This is a genomic window from Mycobacterium bulgaricum (assembly GCF_041287165.2).
GTDB lineage: Bacteria > Actinomycetota > Actinomycetes > Mycobacteriales > Mycobacteriaceae > Mycobacterium > Mycobacterium bulgaricum.
Map to the genome: position 1 here is coordinate 197,951 of NZ_JBGGKV020000006.1, position 20,893 is coordinate 218,843.

The 20,893-nt window shown below is 67.4% G+C and carries 14 protein-coding genes; 13 read left to right on the forward strand and 1 reads right to left on the reverse strand.

All coding sequences use genetic code 11. From position 1 onward, the window contains the following. The first annotated feature begins 46 nt into the window (after positions 1 to 46). The 11 genes from ACAG24_RS18040 to ACAG24_RS18090 all read left to right on the forward strand — a co-directional run bounded on the left by ACAG24_RS18040 (position 47) and on the right by ACAG24_RS18090 (position 10,235). Positions 47 to 775, forward strand: coding sequence for a helix-turn-helix transcriptional regulator (locus tag ACAG24_RS18040; protein ID WP_370474047.1), 729 nt, complete (start codon positions 47 to 49; stop codon positions 773 to 775). A gap of 68 nt (positions 776 to 843) precedes the next feature. Continuing rightward, complete coding sequence (gene sufB, locus ACAG24_RS18045) at positions 844 to 2,283, forward strand: Fe-S cluster assembly protein SufB (RefSeq protein WP_370474048.1); 1,440 nt, start codon at positions 844 to 846, stop codon at positions 2,281 to 2,283. A gap of 2 nt (positions 2,284 to 2,285) precedes the next feature. Next, positions 2,286 to 3,464 carry a Fe-S cluster assembly protein SufD gene (sufD, locus tag ACAG24_RS18050; protein WP_370474049.1) on the forward strand — a complete coding sequence of 393 codons (1,179 nt, stop codon included), beginning with the start codon at positions 2,286 to 2,288 and terminating at the stop codon, positions 3,462 to 3,464. Between the two features lie 2 nt (positions 3,465 to 3,466). Beyond that, a complete protein-coding gene (gene sufC, locus ACAG24_RS18055) occupies positions 3,467 to 4,237 on the forward strand; it encodes a Fe-S cluster assembly ATPase SufC (protein WP_370474050.1) in 771 nt (256 codons plus the stop codon). A 1-nt stretch (position 4,238) separates the two neighbouring features. Further along, complete coding sequence (locus ACAG24_RS18060) at positions 4,239 to 5,504, forward strand: cysteine desulfurase (protein ID WP_370474051.1); 1,266 nt, start codon at positions 4,239 to 4,241, stop codon at positions 5,502 to 5,504. A gap of 3 nt (positions 5,505 to 5,507) precedes the next feature. After that, positions 5,508 to 5,972 (forward strand): Fe-S cluster assembly sulfur transfer protein SufU, encoded by a 465-nt coding sequence (sufU, locus tag ACAG24_RS18065; protein WP_370474052.1) that lies wholly within the window; start codon positions 5,508 to 5,510, stop codon positions 5,970 to 5,972. Continuing rightward, on the forward strand, positions 5,969 to 6,316 hold the full coding sequence (locus ACAG24_RS18070) for a metal-sulfur cluster assembly factor (RefSeq protein ID WP_370474053.1): 348 nt from the start codon (positions 5,969 to 5,971) through the stop codon (positions 6,314 to 6,316). The genes sufU and ACAG24_RS18070 overlap by 4 nt, the downstream gene beginning before the upstream one ends. A gap of 139 nt (positions 6,317 to 6,455) precedes the next feature. After that, complete coding sequence (locus tag ACAG24_RS18075; RefSeq protein WP_370474054.1) at positions 6,456 to 6,992, forward strand: hypothetical protein; 537 nt, start codon at positions 6,456 to 6,458, stop codon at positions 6,990 to 6,992. Between the two features lie 459 nt (positions 6,993 to 7,451). After that, positions 7,452 to 8,972 carry a glycoside hydrolase family 16 protein gene (locus tag ACAG24_RS18080; RefSeq protein ID WP_370474055.1) on the forward strand — a complete coding sequence of 507 codons (1,521 nt, stop codon included), beginning with the start codon at positions 7,452 to 7,454 and terminating at the stop codon, positions 8,970 to 8,972. Positions 8,973 to 9,020: 48 nt separating this feature from the next. Continuing rightward, positions 9,021 to 9,383, forward strand: a complete 363-nt coding sequence (gene trxA / locus ACAG24_RS18085; RefSeq protein ID WP_370474056.1) for a thioredoxin — start codon at positions 9,021 to 9,023, stop codon at positions 9,381 to 9,383. Positions 9,384 to 9,401: 18 nt separating this feature from the next. Further along, entirely contained in the window at positions 9,402 to 10,235 is an 834-nt protein-coding gene (locus ACAG24_RS18090) for an enoyl-CoA hydratase (protein ID WP_445206213.1), read from the forward strand. On the opposite strand, the gene ACAG24_RS18095 is transcribed toward ACAG24_RS18090, so the two are convergent. Then, positions 10,207 to 12,807 carry an alpha/beta fold hydrolase gene (locus tag ACAG24_RS18095; RefSeq protein ID WP_370474058.1) on the reverse strand — a complete coding sequence of 867 codons (2,601 nt, stop codon included), beginning with the start codon at positions 12,805 to 12,807 and terminating at the stop codon, positions 10,207 to 10,209. The two genes, ACAG24_RS18090 and ACAG24_RS18095, sit on opposite strands and share 29 nt — an antisense overlap. Positions 12,808 to 13,175: 368 nt before the next feature. On the opposite strand from ACAG24_RS18095, the gene pks2 reads away from it, so the two are divergent. Both pks2 and ACAG24_RS18105 read left to right on the forward strand, forming a co-directional pair. Then, entirely contained in the window at positions 13,176 to 19,430 is a 6,255-nt protein-coding gene (pks2, locus tag ACAG24_RS18100; RefSeq protein WP_370474186.1) for a sulfolipid-1 biosynthesis phthioceranic/hydroxyphthioceranic acid synthase, read from the forward strand. Continuing rightward, positions 19,430 to 20,893: a condensation domain-containing protein gene (locus ACAG24_RS18105; protein ID WP_370474059.1), complete on the forward strand. Its 1,464-nt coding sequence runs from the start codon at positions 19,430 to 19,432 to the stop codon at positions 20,891 to 20,893. The genes pks2 and ACAG24_RS18105 overlap by 1 nt, the downstream gene beginning before the upstream one ends.

Below are 20,893 nucleotides of genomic sequence, written 5' to 3' on the forward strand. Positions count from 1 at the left end.
TTCTGACCCGACGCTAAGGGTCCCCTTGCTAGACCCACTTCTGTAATTGCGTCACACTGGTGTTGTGAAAATCCGTTCGCAGAGCTCGGGCGCGCCGACACCGGTGCCGTCCCATGCCGGCGACGGTGACACCAGGCAGGCGATCATCAGGCTCCTGCTGGAATCCGGCCCGACCACCGCAAGCCATATCGGTGAGCGCCTCGGACTGTCGGCGGCCGGTGTGCGCAGGCATCTCGACGCGCTGATCGACACCGGCGAGGCGCAGGCCAACGCCGCCGCGGCGTGGCAGCAGGAAGGCCGCGGCAGGCCCGCCAAGCGTTATCAACTCACCGCCGCGGGCCGGGCCAAGCTGGAGCACACCTACGACGATCTGGCCTCGGCGGCGATGCGCCAACTGCGGGAGATCGGGGGCGACGACGCCATCCGTACATTCGCACGCAGACGCATCGATGCGATCCTGGCCGACGTCGAGCCTGTGAGCAGCGCAGCGTCGGGGGACGAGGTCGAAGCAGCGGCCGACCGGGTCGCCGACGCGCTGACGGGCGCGGGCTATGCGACGACGACCACCCGGGTGGGCGGTCCGTTGCGCGGGGTCCAGATCTGCCAGCATCACTGCCCGGTCTCGCACGTCGCCGAGCAGTTCCCCGAATTGTGCGAGGCCGAGCAGCAGGCGATGTCCGAGGTTCTGGGTACTCACGTACAGCGGCTGGCGACCATCGTCAACGGAGACTGTGCCTGTACCACCCACGTCCCGCTTGTGCCGGCCGAACGATAGCCAAGAGCGAAACCTTCGGCGCACAGCCCGTGCCGGAGGCCACAACAAAGCAAAAGGAGTGTGTCGCAATGACACTCACACCGGAGGTCAAGCCAGAGGCGCTGACCCAGGAAGAGACCATCGCGTCCCTGGGTAAGTACGGCTACGGCTGGGCCGATTCCGATGTCGCAGGCGCCAGCGCGCAGCGGGGGCTGTCCGAGGCCGTGGTCCGCGACATCTCGGCGAAGAAGAGCGAGCCGGAGTGGATGCTCGACATTCGACTCAAGGCGCTGCGCACCTTCGACAAGAAGCCGATGCCGAACTGGGGCTCCGACCTCGACGGCATCGACTTCGACAACATCAAGTACTTCGTGCGCTCCAGCGAGAAGCAGGCCGCCACGTGGGACGACCTGCCCGCCGACATCAAGAACACCTACGACAAGCTGGGCATCCCCGAGGCGGAGAAGCAGCGACTGGTGTCCGGTGTCGCGGCGCAGTACGAATCCGAGGTCGTCTACCACTCGATCCGGGAAGATCTCGAGGCTCAGGGCGTCGTCTTCCTCGACACCGACACCGCGCTCAAGGAGCACCCCGAGCTGTTCAAGCAGTACTTCGGCACTGTCATCCCGGCCGGCGACAACAAGTTCTCCGCCCTGAACACCGCGGTGTGGTCGGGAGGCTCGTTCATCTATGTGCCGAAGGGTGTGCACGTCGACATCCCGCTGCAGGCCTACTTCCGGATCAACACCGAGAACATGGGCCAGTTCGAGCGGACTCTGATCATCGTCGACGAAGACGCCTACGTGCACTACGTCGAGGGCTGCACCGCGCCGATCTACAAGAGCGACTCGCTGCACAGCGCCGTCGTCGAGATCATCGTCAAGCCGGGCGGCCGTTGCCGCTACACGACCATCCAGAACTGGTCGAACAACGTGTTCAACCTCGTCACCAAGCGTGCCCGCGCCGAGGCAGGCGCCACCATGGAGTGGGTCGACGGCAACATCGGCTCGAAGGTCACCATGAAATACCCGGCCGTGTGGATGACCGGTGAGCACGCCAAGGGCGAGGTGCTCTCGGTCGCATTCGCCGGTGAGGGTCAGCACCAGGACACCGGCGCCAAGATGCTGCACCTGGCGCCCAACACGTCGAGCAACATCGTCTCGAAGTCGGTGGCCCGCGGCGGTGGCCGTGCGTCCTACCGCGGCCTGGTTCAGGTCAACAAGGGTGCGCACGGCTCGAAGTCGAGCGTGAAATGCGATGCGCTGCTGGTCGACACGGTCAGCCGCTCCGACACCTACCCGTACGTCGACATCCGCGAGGACGACGTGACGATGGGCCACGAGGCGACGGTGTCCAAGGTCAGCGAGGACCAGATGTTCTATCTGATGAGCCGCGGCCTGACCGAGGACGAGGCCATGGCGATGGTGGTGCGCGGCTTCGTCGAGCCGATCGCCAAGGAACTCCCGATGGAGTACGCGCTGGAGCTCAACCGGCTGATCGAGCTGCAGATGGAAGGCGCGGTCGGATAACAGTGACATCGAACCTTACTGAGGCAGCCGAAGGGATCATCAAGAACAAGGGCGAGCTGTTTTCGTCCTTCGACGTGAACGCCTTCGAGGTTCCCGGCGGCCGCGACGAGCTCTGGCGCTTCACCCCGTTGAAGCGGCTGCGTGGGCTGCACGACGGATCGGCACCCGCTACAGGCACGGCGGGGATCACCGTCAGCGAAGCTCCCGGCGTCACCGTCGAGACGGTGCAGCGCGGCGACGAGCGGCTCGGGCAGGCCGGCGTGCCGTCCGACCGCGTTGCGGCGCAGGCATTCTCGTCGTTCGAGTCGGCGACCATCGTCACCGTCGCACGTGACACCGAGATCGCCGAACCCGTCGAGATCACCATCGACGGTCCCGGCGAGGGTGCGGTCGCTTACGGGCACCTGCAGATCCGGGTCGAGGAACTCTCGCGGGCGATCATCGTCGTGGACCTGCGCGGCAGCGGCATCTACGCCGACAACGTCGAGATCATCGTCGGCGACTCGGCCGGCGTGGGCGTCATCTGGATCGCCGACTGGGCCGATGACACGGTGCACGTCAGCTCCCACCATGCCCGGCTGGGCAAGGACGCCGTCCTCGGGCACGTCAACGTCACCCTCGGCGGCGATGTCGTCCGCACGACGGCCGCGGTGCGCTATGACGGGCCCGGCGGCGACGCCCAGATGCTCGGCACATACTTCGCCGACGACGGACAGCACTTCGAGGCGCGACTGCTGGTCGACCACTCCCAGCCCAACTGCAAGTCCGATGTGCTGTACAAGGGTGCGCTGCAAGGCGATCCGGAATCCAAGAAACCCGATGCGCACACCGTGTGGATCGGCGACGTGCTGATCCGGGCCGAGGCGACCGGTACCGAAACCTTCGAGGTGAACCGCAATCTGGTGCTGACCGACGGCGCTCGCGCCGACTCGGTGCCCAACCTCGAGATCGAGACGGGCGAGATCGCCGGCGCCGGGCATGCCAGCGCCACAGGGCGTTTCGACGATGAACAACTTTTCTACCTGCGTGCGCGCGGCATCCCCGAGGATGTGGCCCGACGCCTGGTGGTGCGCGGCTTCTTCAACGAGATCATCGCGAAGATCGCCGTTCCCGCTGTGCGCGAACGCCTCACCGAAGCCATCGAACGAGAACTAGCAATCACCGAAGCGAGAAGTAACTAGCCATGACCACACTCGAAATCAAGGACCTGCACGCCTCCGTCTTCACGCCTGAAGGGGACGAGGTGCCGATCCTCAAGGGCGTCAACCTGACTGTGAAGTCGGGGGAGACCCACGCGGTGATGGGCCCCAACGGCTCCGGCAAGTCGACGCTGTCCTATGCGATCGCCGGCCACCCCAAGTACACCGTCACCTCCGGCTCGATCACCCTCGACGGTGAGGACGTGCTGGAGATGAGCATCGACGAGCGTGCCCGCGCCGGCCTCTTCCTCGCGATGCAGTACCCGGTCGAGGTGCCTGGCGTGTCGATGTCGAACTTCCTGCGCACCGCGGCAACTGCTGTTCGCGGTGAAGCGCCGAAGCTGCGGCACTGGGTCAAAGAGGTCAAGGGTGCGATGACCGACCTCGACATCGACCCGTCGTTCGGCGAACGCAGTGTCAACGAAGGCTTTTCGGGCGGCGAGAAGAAGCGCCACGAGATCCTGCAGCTCGGTCTGCTGAAGCCGAAGATCGCCATCCTCGACGAGACGGACTCCGGTCTGGACGTCGACGCGCTGCGCGTCGTCAGCGAAGGCGTGAACCGGTACAAGGGCGCCGAAGACGGTGGCGTTCTGCTGATCACCCACTACACGCGGATCCTGCGCTACATCAAGCCGCAGTTCGTGCACGTGTTCGTCGGCGGCCGGATCATCGAATCCGGCGGCCCCGAGCTGGCCGACGAGCTCGAAGAGAACGGCTACGAGCGCTTCACGCAGGCTGCCTCCGCAGGAGCCTGACATGACGGCCGTTCGGGACCTCACAGGGCTGGCCAGGGTCAGGGCCGACTTCCCGATCCTGAGCCGGGTGATGCGCGGCGGGAACCAACTGGCGTATCTGGACTCCGGGGCGACGTCACAGAAACCGCTTGCCGTGCTCGACGCCGAGCGGGAGTTCCTGCTGAACTCCAACGGCGCGGTGCACCGCGGCGCGCATCAGCTCATGGAGGAGGCCACCGACGCCTACGAGCAGGGGCGCGAGGACATCGCGTCGTTCGTGGGCGCCGACTCCGACGAGCTGGTGTTCACCAAGAATGCCACCGAGGCGATCAACCTCGTCGCGTACACGCTGGGGGACAAGCGTTTCGAGCACGCCGTCGGGCCCGGCGACGTCATCGTGACCACCGAGCTGGAGCACCACGCGAACCTCGTGCCGTGGCAGGAACTCGCGCAGCGCACCGGGGCAAAGCTGAAGTGGTACGGCGTTACTTCTGAAGGGCCTGAAGCCGGTCGCATCGACCTCGATTCGCTGCAGCTCGACGACAACGTCAAAGTCGTTGCCTTCAGCCATCATTCGAATGTAACGGGCGCTGTCGCGCCTGTCGCCGAACTGGTGTCGCGGGCCAGAGCCGTGGGTGCGCTGGTGGTTCTGGACGCGTGCCAGTCGGTTCCGCATCAGCCGGTCGACTTCCATGCTCTCGATGTCGACTTCGCCGCCTTCTCAGGGCACAAGATGCTCGGCCCCACCGGGATCGGTGTGCTCTATGGGCGGCGCGGGCTGCTGAACGCGATGCCGCCGTTCCTCACCGGCGGGTCGATGATCGAGACCGTCACCATGGAAGCGACGACGTTCGCACCTGCGCCGCAGCGTTTCGAGGCGGGCACCCCGATGACGTCGCAGGTGGTCGGATTGGCTGCTGCAGCAAGGTATCTGGACTCGATCGGCATGCCTGCCGTGCAACAGCACGAGAACGAGTTGGTGGCGGCCGCACTGGACGGTCTGGTGGGTATCGACGGGGTCCGGATCATCGGGCCGATGTCGATGGAGCACCGCGGTTCGCCGGTGTCGTTCGTGGTGGACGGCGTGCATGCGCACGACGTCGGCCAAGTTCTCGACGACGACGGCGTCGCCGTCCGGGTGGGCCACCACTGCGCGTGGCCACTGCACCGCCGCTTCGGTATCGCCGCCACCGCGCGGGCATCGTTCGCGGTGTACAACACCCTCGACGAGGTGGACAGGCTGGTCTCCGGTGTGCGCCGCGCCGTCGAGTTCTTCGGGCGGGACTGACTCGTGCGGCTCGAGCAGATCTACCAGGAAGTGATCCTGGATCACTACAAGCACCCGCACCACCGCGGTCTGCGGGAACCGTTCGCCGCGGAGGTGCATCACGTCAATCCGACGTGCGGTGACGAGGTGACGCTGCGGGTGGCGCTGTCCGACGACGGTGACACCGTCACCGACATCTCCTATGACGGTCAGGGCTGCTCAATCAGCCAGGCGTCGACGTCGGTGCTCACCGATCAGGTCATCGGGCAGACGGTGGGGGATGCGCTCAAGACGGTGGCGGCGTTCTCCGAGATGGTGTCGTCCCGCGGGAAGGTCGACGGTGACGAGGATGTCCTGGGCGACGGCATTGCGTTCGCGGGCGTCGCAAAGTATCCGGCCCGGGTGAAGTGTGCGCTGCTGGGATGGACAGCCTTCAAGGCAGCATTGGCGGAGGCCCACGGGCCCGAGAATTCCGAGGAGAACCGATGAGTGACACGGCAGTCCCGAATGAAGAATTGCTCGCCGACGTCGAGGAGGCGATGCGCGACGTCGTCGATCCCGAGTTGGGGATCAACGTCGTCGATCTGGGTCTGGTCTACGGCATCAACCTGGAGAGCAGCGATGACGGGCAGGTGGCGTTGATCGACATGACGCTGACGTCCGCCGCGTGTCCGTTGACCGACGTCATCGAGGATCAGTCCCGCACTGCGCTCGTGGGAGCGGGCCTGGTCAATGAGATCAAGATCAACTGGGTGTGGAATCCCCCGTGGGGTCCCGACAAGATCACCGATGACGGTCGCGAGCAGCTGAGGGCGCTCGGCTTCACGGTCTAGCGGACCCCGAGCTGTTCGGGTCCTCGGCGGAAGGTTCGACCGTCCCCGTGCGGTCGCCGACAACGGGATGGTGGTGGCTCTTGGACCCCATCCCGCCCGCCCAGCAAGCCATCTGAGCCCCGCGGGCGACAATCGAGCCGTGGTCACCATCCCTGCCTTCGTATGGCGCGGCGGCGTAGTTCGCCGTGCGTTGACTCTCGGCGGATCGGTCGGACTGTGCCTGGGCGTGCTCGCCTGGCTCGATTCCGGTTTCTGGTTGACCGGCGTGATCGTGTTCGTGGTCGTCGGCGCCTTCTACGGCACCTGGATGGCCAGGCGAATGACGAAATACTGGCCGCAGTGGGTCGACCTCGCCGCCGACGAGCGAGTGTCGGTCGTGTCCGCGGCGCGCACCGGAGGGCAGCTCGCCGAGGCGCGGCTTGCCCCTGCGCTCGTCACCTACGTCCGCGGACTGCACGCCGCAGCCGAGGACGCCCGTCCCTTGCGATGGGTCGTCATCGTGGTCCTCATCGTCGCGATCGGGACAGCCGTGTGGGACGTCGTCCTCGGCACGTGGGGCAACGCGATCGTCTCCGCGGTCTATCTTTTCGCACTGATGATCGAAATTCTGTGGTGGCCGAAGAGGCAGAAAACGCTTCTCGACAACGCGGACAGAGCAGCGCGGCCGCGGCCCTGACCTGCTGCGTGTTTTGCTCCCACCCTGTCGGCAATTTTTGCTTCGCTGCGCTCGATCGGCCGCCGGCGGTGAATGACGTTGTGTTCCAGCGATATTCGGTGGGCAGGCTCCCGCCGCGGCTACCTTAGCAAATCAAAGAGCCTGCGCCATAAATACATTTACCGAATTGTAATTACGCACTTCTACGTTGCCACTCTACAATGGCATTCACATTCTGTCGACCATTTAATGTGAAATCGCGCGCAGACGTCGAGGCTTCGATAACGTTTGCTGTGCACACCACGTTGGCCGCAGAGGGGAGCTGGCAGAGGGTATGTTTACTGGCTTGTAGCTCGGTGCTGGGCTTATGTCGCGTCACGCACCGCTAGACGGATCGATTCGCTCATTAAATCGGGTTAATCAATGGCAAATTCATTGTCGATTTCGAATTTTGTTACCTAAATAGGAATTGGATGTGCAATGAAAAGAGGTCGGCGCACCAAGCCTCGCGTCGCGGGCGGCAAACACTGGTTGGCGGGCGGTGTGATGGCGGCAGGGCTCGGTGCCGCGGTCATGACCGGAACGGCGACGGCATCGGCAAGCACCGATGATCCGAGTTCTCCGGGAACTGCCACCTCGGCAAGTGCCGACACGGAGACGTCGCAGTCGACACGCGAGCGGACGACCAAGCGCTCGCGGGCGGTGGCCGAGACCGAAAAGGGCACCGACGACACCTCAGACGTCGCCGCCGAGGATGCCGACGCCGCCCCCGACGAGACGGACCAGGCGGATGGTCAGGACGATGCCGACGTTCCGGCTGACGATGCCGCCGAGGAATCGACCGACGACGTGGTCATTCGGGACGACGAAGACTCCGAACCCGCGATCGAACGCACCACGACGAAGGAGAGCGCACCCGCGTCCGGGACTGCCCACGAACCGGCCGCGGAACCCGCCACCGCCGCAGTGGAATTGCGCTCCACCGTGACCACTGCCACCACCGCCGTGGCGGATCCGGTGCTGGTCGCCGCGGCCACATCCACCAAGGTGACGCTCGGGTCGATGATCGTCGACATGCTGTACTCCTGGGGCATCCGAAGCAGCAAGATGGGTACCGACTGGCTGGACATCAAGGTGTCCAACTCCACCGCCACCCGGTGGCTCGCGCGGCGCGCGGAGATCTACCGCAACGTCGTGATCCCCCAGCCGGAGGATCCGACAGGCCCATCGGATCCGAAGTTGTTGTGGGAGACCAATTTCTCCAGCCTCGAAGAGGCGATGCGCTACTGGGGTTTCCACACCGGACGCTGGGGCCAGTCGGCGGGGGAGAACCAGTACTACACCGACGGGGACAACGTCTACATCGACGCCGACGGCAATCTCGTCATCGAAGCGCGCCGGGAGGCGGCGCCCGACGGCCTCGGCGCCCCCTACAACTACACCTCGGCTCGCGTCGTGACGATGGGCAAGCAGTCGTTCGGTGTCGGCACCCGTGTGGTGGCTCGTATCCAGATGCCGGTCGACAAAGGGGTGCTGCCGGCGTTCTGGTCGGTCGGGCTCGAGCCCGGCCACGAATACGACTGGCCCCGCCAGGGCGAGATCGACATCGTCGAGATCCCCACGGTGGGTACGCCGTCCTCGGCATCGACCTGGACGGGGAACATCCACGGTCCCTCTGCCGCGAACAACACCGTCGACGTCAAACTGCACAACGTCTTCAAGGACATCGGGGTCGACCTGTCACAGGGCTTCCACGACTACGGCATCGACTGGCACGCCGACAAGATCGTGTGGCACGTCGACGGCATCGAGGTGGGCCGGATCACCAAGGCCCAGTACGAGGCGCTGGGCGGCAACTGGACACCGTTCTCAGGAGCGTGGGAGCACTACCTGATCCTCAACGTCGCCGTCGGCAACCCGTGGAACGGTGACCCGGATCCGACGCAGCCCTTCGAGGCGCAGATGAAGGTCGACTGGGTGAAGGCCTACTCTTTGGGGTAGGGACACAGGTGAAGGAACATCACACCCGGACGAGACGTTGAGGTACACGTGGCTACCAGAGACATCACCGCACAAGAGTTCAACGACACCATCAACGACAACGACATCGTTCTGGTGGACTTCTGGGCGTCGTGGTGCGGGCCGTGTAAGGCGTTCGCACCCACTTTCGCCGCCTCGTCGGAAAAGCACCCCGACGTCACCTATGTGAAGGTCGACACCGAGGCCGAGCAGCAGCTCGCCGCTGCGGCCGACATCCGCTCCATCCCGACGCTGATGGCCTTCAAGAAGGGCAAGCTGGTGTTCAACCAGGCTGGTGCGCTTCCGCCTGCCGCCCTCGAGGACCTCATCCAACAGGTGAAGGACTTCGACGTGGACGCCGCCATCGCCGCCCAGGACAACGGGCAGAGCTGACCCGCTAACGTGCATCCCGTGACCGAAGCCACGGGATTCGTCCTCGTCGAACGACCGCGACCCCACGTCGCACTGGTGACGCTGAATCGCCCCGAGCGGATGAACTCGATGGCGTTCGACGTGATGGTGCCGTTGAAGGCCACGCTCGACGAACTGACCTACGACAACGACGTCCGCGTGGTGGTGCTCACCGGCGCGGGCGCCGGCTTCTCTTCGGGCGCCGATCACAAATCCGCCGGTTCGGTTCCCCACGTCGACGGGCTGACCCGCCCCACCTTCGGGCTGCGGTCCATGGAGGTCCTCGACGACGTCATCTTGGCGCTGCGGAAGATGCACCAGCCGGTCATCGCCGCTGTCAACGGCGCCGCCATCGGGGGCGGACTGTGCCTGGCGCTGGCCGCCGACATCCGCATCGCCTCGACCGAGGCCTATTTCCGGGCGGCGGGCATCAACAACGGGCTCACCGCCAGCGAGTTGGGTCTGAGTTATCTCCTGCCCCGGGCGATCGGGTCCTCGCGGGCGTTCGAGATCATGCTGACCGGGCGAGACGTCGATGCCGCGGAGGCGGAACGGGTGGGCCTGGTGTCGCGCTGCGTGCAGCCGGGGGAGCTGCTGGAGACGTGTTATGCACTCGCCGAACGGATCGCAGCATTCTCCCGTCCCGGAACCGAGCTGACCAAGCGAACGCTGTGGAGCGGTCTGGACGCCGGTTCGTTGGAGGCGCACATGCAGGCCGAAGGACTCGGGCAGCTCTACATTCGCTTACTGACGAGCAACTTCGAGGAAGCCGTGGCAGCCAGGAAGGGCAGGCGGGCGCCGGTCTTCACCGACGACAAGCGCGAGACTCCATGAGTGCGCCGACGACGGCGTCGATGTGGGGTGTCCGCACGATCGAGTGGTGATCGCAGTCGAGCACCATCGACCGCACGTCGCCCGTCAGGATCCGCGGCCACAGTCGCGGGTCGTCGGCGTTGAGGTGGCTCAGGATCAGCAGCGTGCGCCCACCCCACGGCAGCGGGCGGTGCCGGTAGCCCGCGATCATCCCGACCTCCTCCACCGCACGGGTCTTGCGGTCGTGGTCACCGGAGAACAGGCCGGCCAGCGGAACCGTCTTCTGACGTTCCCACCAGGTCCTGAATCCGTTCGCGTCGTCGGTCTGCAAGGTGACGGTGGCACCGGGAATCTCTCGTGCGACTCGGGGAGACAGCCACGGGTCCAGCATCACGACCAACTCGACGGTTTCGCCTTCGGCCTCCAGTTGGCGGGCCGTTTCCAGCGCGATGTGCGCCCCCAGGGAGTGGCCTATCAACGTGTACGGTCCGCGGGGCTGAATGCGACGCAGATCTGCGCGGTGCCGCTGCACCGCACGCTGGATCGACCAGTCGGGAAAGGCGCCCCTGTTCAAGCCGCTGGGTTCGAACGCATACACGGCGGTCTCGGCGCCGACTCGCTGGGCGAGCGGAACGAAGCACAGCGCCGAGGCGCCCGCCCCGGTGAAGCAGAACAGCGGAGCGCCGGTGGTGCGGGGCGAAACCGGCCTCAGTGCCACCGTGGTCGGCCGGAATTCGGCGACGGGACGGCCCTGCCCGAGCCGCTGGGCGAATTCGGCGACGGTGGGGGCGCCGGCCAGGTCCGACGGCTGAAGCGCGACGCCGTGCGAGTGACGGAGTTCGACCAGCATCTCGGCCACCGACAGCGAATCGCCACCGAGGGCGTAGAAGCTGTCCGCTCGACCCACCGTCTCGACGCGCAGGACCCGCGCCCAGACCATCGCCACCGTCGATTCGTCAGGCCCGCAGGGAGATTCGAAAGGGATACGGTGCGGCTTCGGCAGCGCCATCCGATCGACCTTGCCCCGGTCCCCGCGCGGTAGCGCGGCGAGGACGTCGATGTGGGCGGGCACCATCCAGGGCGGCAGGTCGCGGTGCAGGCGGGTGCGCAGATCCGCGACCGACGGTGTCCGTGCCGTCGCGCTGGGAGCGACGTAGGCCACGAGCTCGGGCGTTCCGGATGTGCTCGGTGCGGCGACGACCGCGACTTCACGGATGTCGTCGTACGACGCGAGCGTTGCCTCGACCTCGGCGGGCTCCACGAGGTATCCGCGGATCTTGACGGTGTTGTCGGCGCGGCCGGAGAACACCAGATGTCCGTTGTCGTCCCACCGTCCGACGTCACCGCCCGAGTACGTGGTCGTGCCGTCACCGTTGTCGACGAACGTCGCCGTCGACGCAGAGCTGTCGAGGTACCCGCGGCCCAGATACGGCGAGGTGACGGAGACGGCTCCCGTGTCTGAGATGTCGATTCTCTTGTGCGGCGCGGGGATCCCGACCGGAACGATGCCGCGCGGCAGCGGCGCCGAAGGCGCGATGTCGTGGCTGGCGATCGCCAGGGTCTCGGTCGATCCGACCCAGTTGGTGATGACCGCCCCGGGTGCGAGCTCTCGGGCCAGTTTCACGTGCCGCGCCTGGATCGGCTCGCCGGTGGTGACGATGCGTTCGACAGACGGTGCGGTGGCCCCCCGCGCAGCGTGGTGCAGCGTATCCACGAACGACGGTGTGCAGGCGATCACCTGGGCGCGTGACGCCCGGATACGTTCGAACGCCTCCGCCGCGGTGTACTCCCGCGGATCGACCGCGACGATCTCGGCGCCCCCCATCAGCGAACCGAGGAGGACGTTGAGGCCGCCGGCGAAGCTGATCGGCATGCACAGCGCGACCCTGCGACCGGCGGCAAGCCCGAACCGATCGTTGAGCAACTGCGCGTCGGCCAGCCAGAGACCGTTGGTGTGCAAGACCGCCTTGGGTGTGCCGGTCGATCCGGAGGTGAACTGGATGCTGGTGACCACGTCGGGGGTGAACCCTCCGCACAGCGGCGGGAGGTCGGCGATCGCGTCGGGGGCCGAGCGCGGAATGTCCGGCGGGACATCCATCGGTGTCACACCGTAGCCGTGCCCGGTGAGGATCTCTGCGAGCTTCGCTACGCGATTGGTCGGCATCTCGGCGTCCAGGGACACCAGCGTGGTGCCGTGGGCGAACAGTCCGAGGATCACCGATACCGTTGCGGGAGTGAGGGATCCGGGTACCAGCGCGGCCCGGGGCGCGGCGTCGCGCAGGGTTGCCGCACCGCGTGCGGCGTGGGCGGCGACGAGCAGCTCGCCGTAGGTCACCGATCGATCCGGGAAATGGAGCGCGATGCGCGCGGGGTCGCGGCGCGCAGTCGCCTCGAAGTGCGCTGCGACCGTGGGATGGTCGAGCGGGCGTTCGGGCGGGACGGCGGTCGGGGCCGGGGGCCGGGCGACCCGCGGTTCGGTGGACCGCGCTCCGTCGCCGCGTCCCCCCGCCCGCGTGGCGGCGACGGCGAGAATTCCCGCTGCGGCCAGGCAGCCGGCGAACGTGATCTGGCGTCGTAGAGGCGTCCTTCGCACGTGCAGGGACCCTAGCGTAGGTTAGCCTAACCATGTCAATCGTCGGTGTGGCGAGATGGGTAGCCCCCACAGCGGCGCGGAAAGCGGTTAGTGTGCTCGGTCGCAGGCGCCGGCAGGTGAGCGCCAGGGGGACGAGATTTGCCAGGAGGCTGACCGGCGTGCCTAGGCATGGCGCTGCCGAGCTCGACCTGTCGCCGCGGCAACATTGCGCAGGTTTGCCGTAATCTGCTGTAAGGCAATCACTTTGAATTACCTGACCGCGATGCAGAGACGCGAGGGTAGTGCTCGCATGTTCGCTTAGCCTGTGCTAACTTTCCTCAAATTGACTTTGCCGTTGGTTCGTGGGGCCGTCACGGGCGAGCCCGGGCCTGCGCGTGGAACGCGTGGAAGAGGTAGGGAACTTCGTGGTCGAGAGGTCGTCTTTGACCCCCATCGCCGTGATCGGGATGGGGTGCCGACTGCCAGGAGGCATCGAGTCGCCGCAGCGACTGTGGGAAGCGTTGCTCAGCGGCGCAGACCTGGTCACCGAAGTTCCGCCTGCCCGCTGGGACGCCGAAGAGTTCTACGACCCCGAGCCCGGCGTGCCCGGCCGATCGGTCTCCAAGTGGGGCGGCTTCCTCGACGACGTGGCGGGTTTCGACGCCGCCTTCTTCGGGATCGCCGAGCGCGAGGCGACGGCGATCGACCCCCAGCACCGACTGCTCCTCGAAGCATCCTGGGAGGCCGTCGAGCACGCCGGCATCGACCCGGTGACCCTGGCGGGCTCGGCGACCGGCGTCTTCGTCGGGATGACGCACAACGACTATCAGTTGGTCACCGCCGACGCGGATGCGATCGCGGGGCCCTACGGATTCACCGGCAGCAACTACGGTCTGGCATCGGGGCGCATCGCCTACCACCTGGGCACGCACGGGCCGGCATTCACCGTCGACTCGGCGTGCTCCTCCGGACTGCTCGCCGTGCACATGGCGTGCCGCAGCCTGCACGACGGGGAGAGCTCAGTCGCGCTCGCCGGCGGGGTCAACATCCTTCTCGAACCGCGCAAGCTCTCGTCCGGATCGGCTCAGGGAATGCTGTCGGCGACCGGAAGATGCCGCGCGTTCGACGCAGGAGCCGACGGGTTCGTCTCCGGCGAGGCAGCGGTGATGCTGCTCTTCAAGCGCCTTTCCGACGCGGTGCGCGACGGGGACCGGGTGCTCGCCGTCGTGCGCGGCACCGCGACCAACCAGGACGGCCACACCGTCAACATCGCCACACCGTCTCGCTCCGCGCAGACGGCGGTCTACCGGTCGGCTCTCGACGTGGCGGGTATCGACCCCACCACGGTCGGCTACGTCGAGGCGCACGGCACCGGAACGCCGGTCGGCGATCCGATCGAGTACGCCGGCCTCGCCGAGGTGTACGGCACGGCGGCGCCCTGCGCACTCGGTTCGGCGAAGACGAACTTCGGGCATTCGCAATCCGCCTCGGGGGCAGTCGGGCTGATGAAGGCCGCGCTGGCGCTCAGCCACGCGCAGGTGCCCGCCAGTCTGCATTTCCGGCAGCTGTCCGACGAGACGGCAGGGATCGACACCGGCCTTTTCGTCCCACTGGACGTGACGGAATGGCCGCGGACCGGCGATCACCCCCGCCGTGCGGCAGTGTCGTCCTACGGACTGTCCGGCACGAACGTACACGTCGTCCTAGAGCAGGCCCCCGACCACGCACCGGCGGCGGCAACCGGCGAGGCCATCGCTGCGCCGTGGTTGTTCCCGTTGTCGGCCACCTCAGCAGAAGCATTGTGCAGCACCGCTTCTCAACTCGCCGACTGGGTGTGTGCCCGACCGGACGAGCTGGACCTCCGAGACCTTGCCTACACGCTCGCGCGCCGGCGCGCTCACCGCACCGTGCGCACCGCCGCGCTGGCGGGTACCGCCGACGAGCTCGTCGGTGCGCTGCGTGCGATAGCGGCCGGCGATGTGCCGCCACAGGCGACCGCGCCGGATCCCGGCCGCGGCCCGGTCTGGGTCTTCTCGGGGCAGGGGTCGCAGTGGTCGGCAATGGGCGCGGGGCTCCTCGCCGCCGAACCGCAGTTCGCAGCGTCGATCGCCGAGATCGAACCGCTGATCGCGGCGGAGTCCGGCTTCTCGGTGACCGAAGCCATGACCGTCCCCGAGCCGGTCAGCGGCATCGACCGCGTTCAGCCCACGGTGTTCGCGCTCCAGGTGGCCCTCGCCCGCACCCTGGCCGCGTACGGGGTCCGCCCCGGCGCGGTCATCGGTCATTCGATGGGGGAGGTGGCAGCTGCGGTCGTCGCGGGGGCCCTCAGCGTCGAAGACGGTGTCAGGGTCATCTGCCGGCGGTCACGGCTGATGCAGAACGTGGCCATCGACGGTGCCGCAGCCGGCGCGATGGCCTCGGTGGAACTTCCTGCCCAGCAGGTGCTTTCGGAGCTGGCCGCGCGTGGAGCCGGCGATGTCGTGTTGTCGGTCATCGCGTCCCCGCAGTCGGCGGTGATCGGTGGCGCGAAGTCGACGATCAGCGCGCTGGTGCAGGAGTGGGAGGACCGCGGCGTGATGGCCCGCGAGGTGGCTGTCGAGGTCGCCTCCCACTCGCCGCAGGTCGACCCGATCCTTGACGACCTGATCGAGGCGCTCGACGATCTCGAACCGAAGGACCCGGCGATTCCGTATTACTCGGCGACACTTTACGATCCGCGGGAACCCGTCGACTACGACGCGTACTACTGGGCGGACAATCTGCGCCACGCGGTGCGTTTCGCAGCTGCCGTGCAGGCCGCGCTCGAGGATGGCCACCGGGTCTTCGCCGAGCTCTCGCCGCACCCGCTGTTGACCCACGCCGTCGACCAGAACGCCGAAAGCCTCGACGTCAGCGCTGCCGCGCTGGCGACGATGCGCCGAGCGCAGGAGCTCCCGCACGGTCTTCGTGAGGTACTGGCCGATCTCTACAGCGCCGGTGCCGCAATCGATTTCGCGGCACTGTATCCGGACGGGATGCTGGTCGACGCCCCGCTGCCCACGTGGACACGCCGACAGCTGATGCTCAGCCGGGACGCACAGCGTCCTATCGTCGGCGCCGCACCGGCCACGCACCCTCTGCTGGGTGCGCACGTGCGACTCGCCGAAGACCCGGTACGTCATGTCTGGCAGGCCGACATCGGCACCGACGCCCATCCGTGGCTGGCCGACCACCGCATCCATCACGTCGCCGCGTATCCCGCCGCAGCGTACTGCGAGATGGCCCTCGCGGCGGCGCGCACGGTGCTCGGGGACACCGCCGAGGTACGCGACGTCAGCTTCGAGGCCGCGCTGCTGCTCGACGGATCGACCTCGGTCACCGCGTCGGCGTCGCGGAACGCCCACGGCATCGCGAAGTTCACCGTCGACAGCCATTCCGACGGCGAGCGTGTGCGCCACGCAGGCGCCACCCTTGCCGAGTCCGGTGACGTGCGCGAGCCCGCTCCGCATGACATGCCCGCCCTGCTGGCTGCCCACCCCGTGACGCTCGATGGAGGCGGCCTGCGCGCCTGGTTCGACGAGCGTGGGGTTCAGTACGGTCCCGCGTTCGCCGGGCTCAGCGCGGTTCACACGGCCGGCGAAGGGAACTCGGTGCTTGCCGAGGTCGCGCTGCCCGGATCGCTGCGGTCGCAGCAGGGCGCCTACGGTATCCAGCCCGCGCTGCTCGACGCGTGCTTCCAGGCGGTCGCCGCCCACCCCGCCCTGCAGGCGGATCGGTCCGCAACCCTGATGCTGCCCTTGGGAGTTCGCCACATCCGGTTGTGGCACTCTGCGCGCGGCGCGCGCTTCTGCCACGTTCGCGTGACCGCGGTGACATCCGCGGGAGTCGACGCGGATCTGGAGGTGCTCGACGAGGGCGGCGCCGTACTGATGTCACTGTCGGGGCTTCACCTGGGCACCGGCGTGTCGGAATCGGCTCGGCGCGAGAGGCTGTTCAACGACCGCTTGCTCAGCATCGACTGGCATCCCGCCGAACTCCCCCAGGCAAACAGGGCGGGTGACGGGCGGTGGCTCGTCGTCAGCACGTCGCGGGCTGCCGACGAACGGGCCGGCGGGCTCGCCGCGGCGTTGCGGGGCAGGGGTGCGGATGTCGGCACCGGCTCGTGGCCCGTGGGCGACATCGCCCACGAGGCGATCACCGGCGTGGTCGCAGTGGTGTCCGGGCGCGGAGCCGAGGCGGTGTCACGTCTCGTCGAGGTCGCCCGCGGCGTGGCCGACATCGCGGGCGCGCCGCCCCGGTTGTATGCGCTGACCGCTCACGCCCAATCGGTGTTCCCGGAAGACGAGGCCGATCTCGACCACGCGGGTGTGCGGGGACTCATGCGGGTTGTCGGGGTCGAGCACCCCGGACTGCGCGCCACCCAGATCGACGTCGACGCGCTCACCGATCTCGACCTCGTTGCCGCGCAGTTGGTTTCCGGATCCGAAGAGGACGAGACCGCGTGGCGCAACGGCGCCTGGAATGTGGCGCGGTTGACTCCCGGCCCGGTCCGTCCCGAAGATCGCTTCACCACCACCGTCAAGCACGAATCCGAGGGAATGCGGCTCCGCATCCGCAAACCCGGTGATCTGCAGTCGCTGGAGCTCGTCGCAGCCGAGCGCACCCCGCCCGGCCCCGGCCACATCGAGGTGGCGGTGTCGGCGTCGAACCTGAACTTCGCCGACGTCCTCGTGGCCTACGGCCGCTACCCCAGCCTCGACGGCAGACTGCCCGAACTGGGTGCCGATTTCGCGGGTGTGGTGACGCGCATCGGGGCGGGTGTGACCACCCACCAGATAGGTGACCGCGTCGCGGGAATCACCGCCGACGGCGCGTGGGCCACCTACGTCACCTGTGACGCGGACATGGCCGTGACGCTGCCTGCCGGTCTCGCGGAGGACCGCGCCGCCGCGGTTCCCAGCGCCCACGCGACCGCTTGGTACAGCCTGCACGACCTGGCCAGGATCTCGTCGGACGACAAGGTGCTCATCCATTCCGCGACGGGGGGTGTCGGCCAGGCCGCCATCGCCATCGCGCGCGCCGCGGGCGCCCGGATCTTCGCCACTGCCGGCAGCCCGGCTCGTCGAGAACTCCTGCGCAGCATGGAGATCGACCATGTCTACGATTCCCGCTCGGTCGAGTTCGCGGATCAGATCCGTCGCGACACCGATGGATACGGTGTCGACATCGTGCTGAACTCGCTTCCCGGCGCTGCCCAGCAGGCGGGTCTGGAGCTGTTGGCGTCCGGCGGCCGTTTCGTCGAGATCGGCAAGCGGGACATCTACGGCGACAACACGATCGGGCTTTACGCGTTCCGGCGCAACGTGTCCTTCTTCGCCGTCGATCTCGCTCTGCTCACACTGACCCGGCCCGATGTGGTTCGGCGCGTACTCGCGACGGTGTTCGGCAAGATCGCCGACGGCGCTCTCCCGCTGCCGGAAACCAGCCACTATCCGTTGACCGACGCGGCCACCGCGATCCGGGCGATGGGGGCCGCCGAGCACATCGGCAAGCTGGTCCTCGACGTGCCACGCGAAGGTGACAGCCGGGTCGTGGTGCCGGCCGCGCAGACGGTGGCCTTCCGCGGCGACGGTTCCTACATCATCAGCGGCGGCCTCGGCGGACTCGGCCTGTTCGTCGCCGAGCGGCTCGCCGAACTGGGCTGCGGGCGCATCGTGCTGACCGGGCGATCCGAGCCCGGCGACGCGGCGCTGGCTGTGCTGGAACGAATCCGACTCGGGGGCACCGAGGTCGAGGTGTGCCTGGGCGACATCAGCGATTCCGCGGCGGCCGACCGGGCGGTGGCAGTGGCCGCCTCCCGTGGCAGGCCGGTGCGCGGGGTCCTGCACGCCGCCGCGATCGTCGAGGACGCGGCACTGGCGAACATCACCGACGAACTGATCACCCGCTGCTGGGCGCCGAAGGCCGCGGGAGCATGGAATCTGCACGAAGCCACCGTCGACCAGCCCCTGGACTGGTTCTGCATGTTCTCGTCGGCGGCGGCGATGGTCGGGTCACCCGGCCAGGGCGCCTACGCTGCCGCCAACAGTTGGCTCGACGCATTCAGCCACTGGCGGCGCGCACACGGTCTGCCCGCGACCACGATCGCGTGGGGTGCGTGGGCCGAGATCGGTAAAGGCCAAGCGCTGGCGCAGAACCCGGCGATGGCAATCGCCCCGTCGGAGGGCGCCTATGCGTTGAAGTCGCTGCTTCGGCTCGATCGCGGCTACAGCGGCTACGCCCCGACGGCGGGTGCCCCGTGGCTCACGGAGTTCGCACAGCACAGCACGTTCGCCGCAGCGTTCCGCTCGCTGGGGGAGACCCGGTCGCAAAGCAGCGCCTTCCTGCTGGAACTTCGCACGCTGCCAACGGAGGAATGGGGCGGCCGATTGAGGCGGCTCATCGTCGACCAGATCGGCGTCATCCTGCGCCGCACAGTCGACCCGGACCGCCCCATCGCCGAGTACGGCCTCGATTCCCTTGGTGTGCTGGAGGTCCGGACCCGGATCGAAGCCGAGACGGGCGTCCGCGTCGCCACCACGGACATCACCACCGTCCGTGCCCTCGCAGAGAAGCTGGCGGCGGTGCTGACCCACGAGCTGCCTGTGGACGGGGGCGCGCACTGATGGTGGCGTTGAGATCGATCCACGACTGGGTGGGCGAACCGGGGCGTGTCGTGTCCTGGCACCCCTCGCCTGCGACGGTCGCCAAGATGCGCGACGCTCCGGTCAGCCCGGTACCTGTCAGTTACCAGCAGGAACAACACATCCGGACGTTCCGCAGACGGCAGGCGGCCGGCGCCGACATGGCCCGGCTCAACATTCCTGCGTGGGACATGCCCGGCCAGTGCGATCGGCGGGCGATGTCGCATGTGCTCAATGCCTACCTGAGGCGCCACGACACCTACCACAGCCGGTTCGAGTTCGACGACGACGACGCCATCGTCCGCCGCAGGCTGCAGAACCCGCGCGACCTCACGTTCGTTCCCACCGAGCACGGGGACATGACCGCGGCTCAGTGGCGCTCGCACATCCTTGCCACCCCGGACCCCCTGCGGTGGGACTGCTTCCATTTCGGCATCATCCAGCGCAAGGACCATTTCACGTTCTACATCAGCGTCGACCACGTCCACACCGATGCGCTGTTCATGTGCCTGGTGCTGGTCGAGATTCACCTGATGTACCTGACCCTCGTCAACGGCGGTGCACCCGTGGCACTGCACGAGGCGGGCAGCTACGACGACTACTGCGTCAGGCAGCGTCGATTCACCTCCGCGCTCACACTGGAGTCACCGCAGGTCCGCGAGTGGATCCAGTTCGCCGAACGCAACGACGGCGCCATGCCGCAGTTCCCGCTGCCGCTCGGTGACCTTTCGCAGCCCTGCGGCGGCGACATGATGGTCGTGCAGCTCCTCGATGCCCGGCAGAGCAGGAGTTTCGACTCGGCCTGCACCGGCGAGGGCGTCCGGTTCAGCGGCGGTGTACTCGCGTGCGCCGCCTTGACCGACCACGAATTCACCGGTGCGCCCGTCTATCACGGCATCACACCCACCACGACGCGCAGCACCCCCGCCGAGTTCATGATTACCGGCTGGTTCACCGGGCTCGTCCCGATCACCGTGCCGGTGAACCCCGGATCGTTCGGCGCCACCGCGCGCAGCGCCCAAGCTTCCTTCGACGCGCGTGTCGACCTCGCGCACGTCCCGTTCGACCGGGTCCTCGAGCTTGCCGACGGCCGGTTCGGTCTGCGCGGTGCGGGCCCGGGCGTGCAGATGGTGTCCTACCTCGACGCGGGCCTGCCACCGCTGTCGCCGGCGATCATCGCCGAATGGGAGCGGATGAACGGAAAGATCTACTGCGACAGCAGGTCTGCAGACCAGATCGGGATCTGGGTCAACCGCACCGAACGGGAGACCGTGGTGACGGTCGCGTTCCCGGACAACCCGGTGGCCCGCGAATCGGTGCAGCGCTACCTGAACGTCATGAAGCAGATCTTCCTCCGCGTTGCCGAATCCGAAACCTCGCACGCCGTCCGCCACGGCGTCGCCCTGCACCACGGAAGCCGGCTGTCCCCGGTCTCGGGGAACTGA

Coding starts and splice junctions, on each gene's coding strand:
- sufB (WP_370474048.1), top strand. CDS start 844: ATGACACTCACACCGGAGGTCAAGCCAGAGGCGCTGACCCAGGAAGAG.
- ACAG24_RS18060 (WP_370474051.1), top strand. CDS start 4,239: ATGACGGCCGTTCGGGACCTCACAGGGCTGGCCAGGGTCAGGGCCGAC.
- ACAG24_RS18070 (WP_370474053.1), top strand. CDS start 5,969: ATGAGTGACACGGCAGTCCCGAATGAAGAATTGCTCGCCGACGTCGAG.
- ACAG24_RS18105 (WP_370474059.1), top strand. CDS start 19,430: ATGGTGGCGTTGAGATCGATCCACGACTGGGTGGGCGAACCGGGGCGT.
- ACAG24_RS18080 (WP_370474055.1), top strand. CDS start 7,452: ATGAAAAGAGGTCGGCGCACCAAGCCTCGCGTCGCGGGCGGCAAACAC.
- sufC (WP_370474050.1), top strand. CDS start 3,467: ATGACCACACTCGAAATCAAGGACCTGCACGCCTCCGTCTTCACGCCT.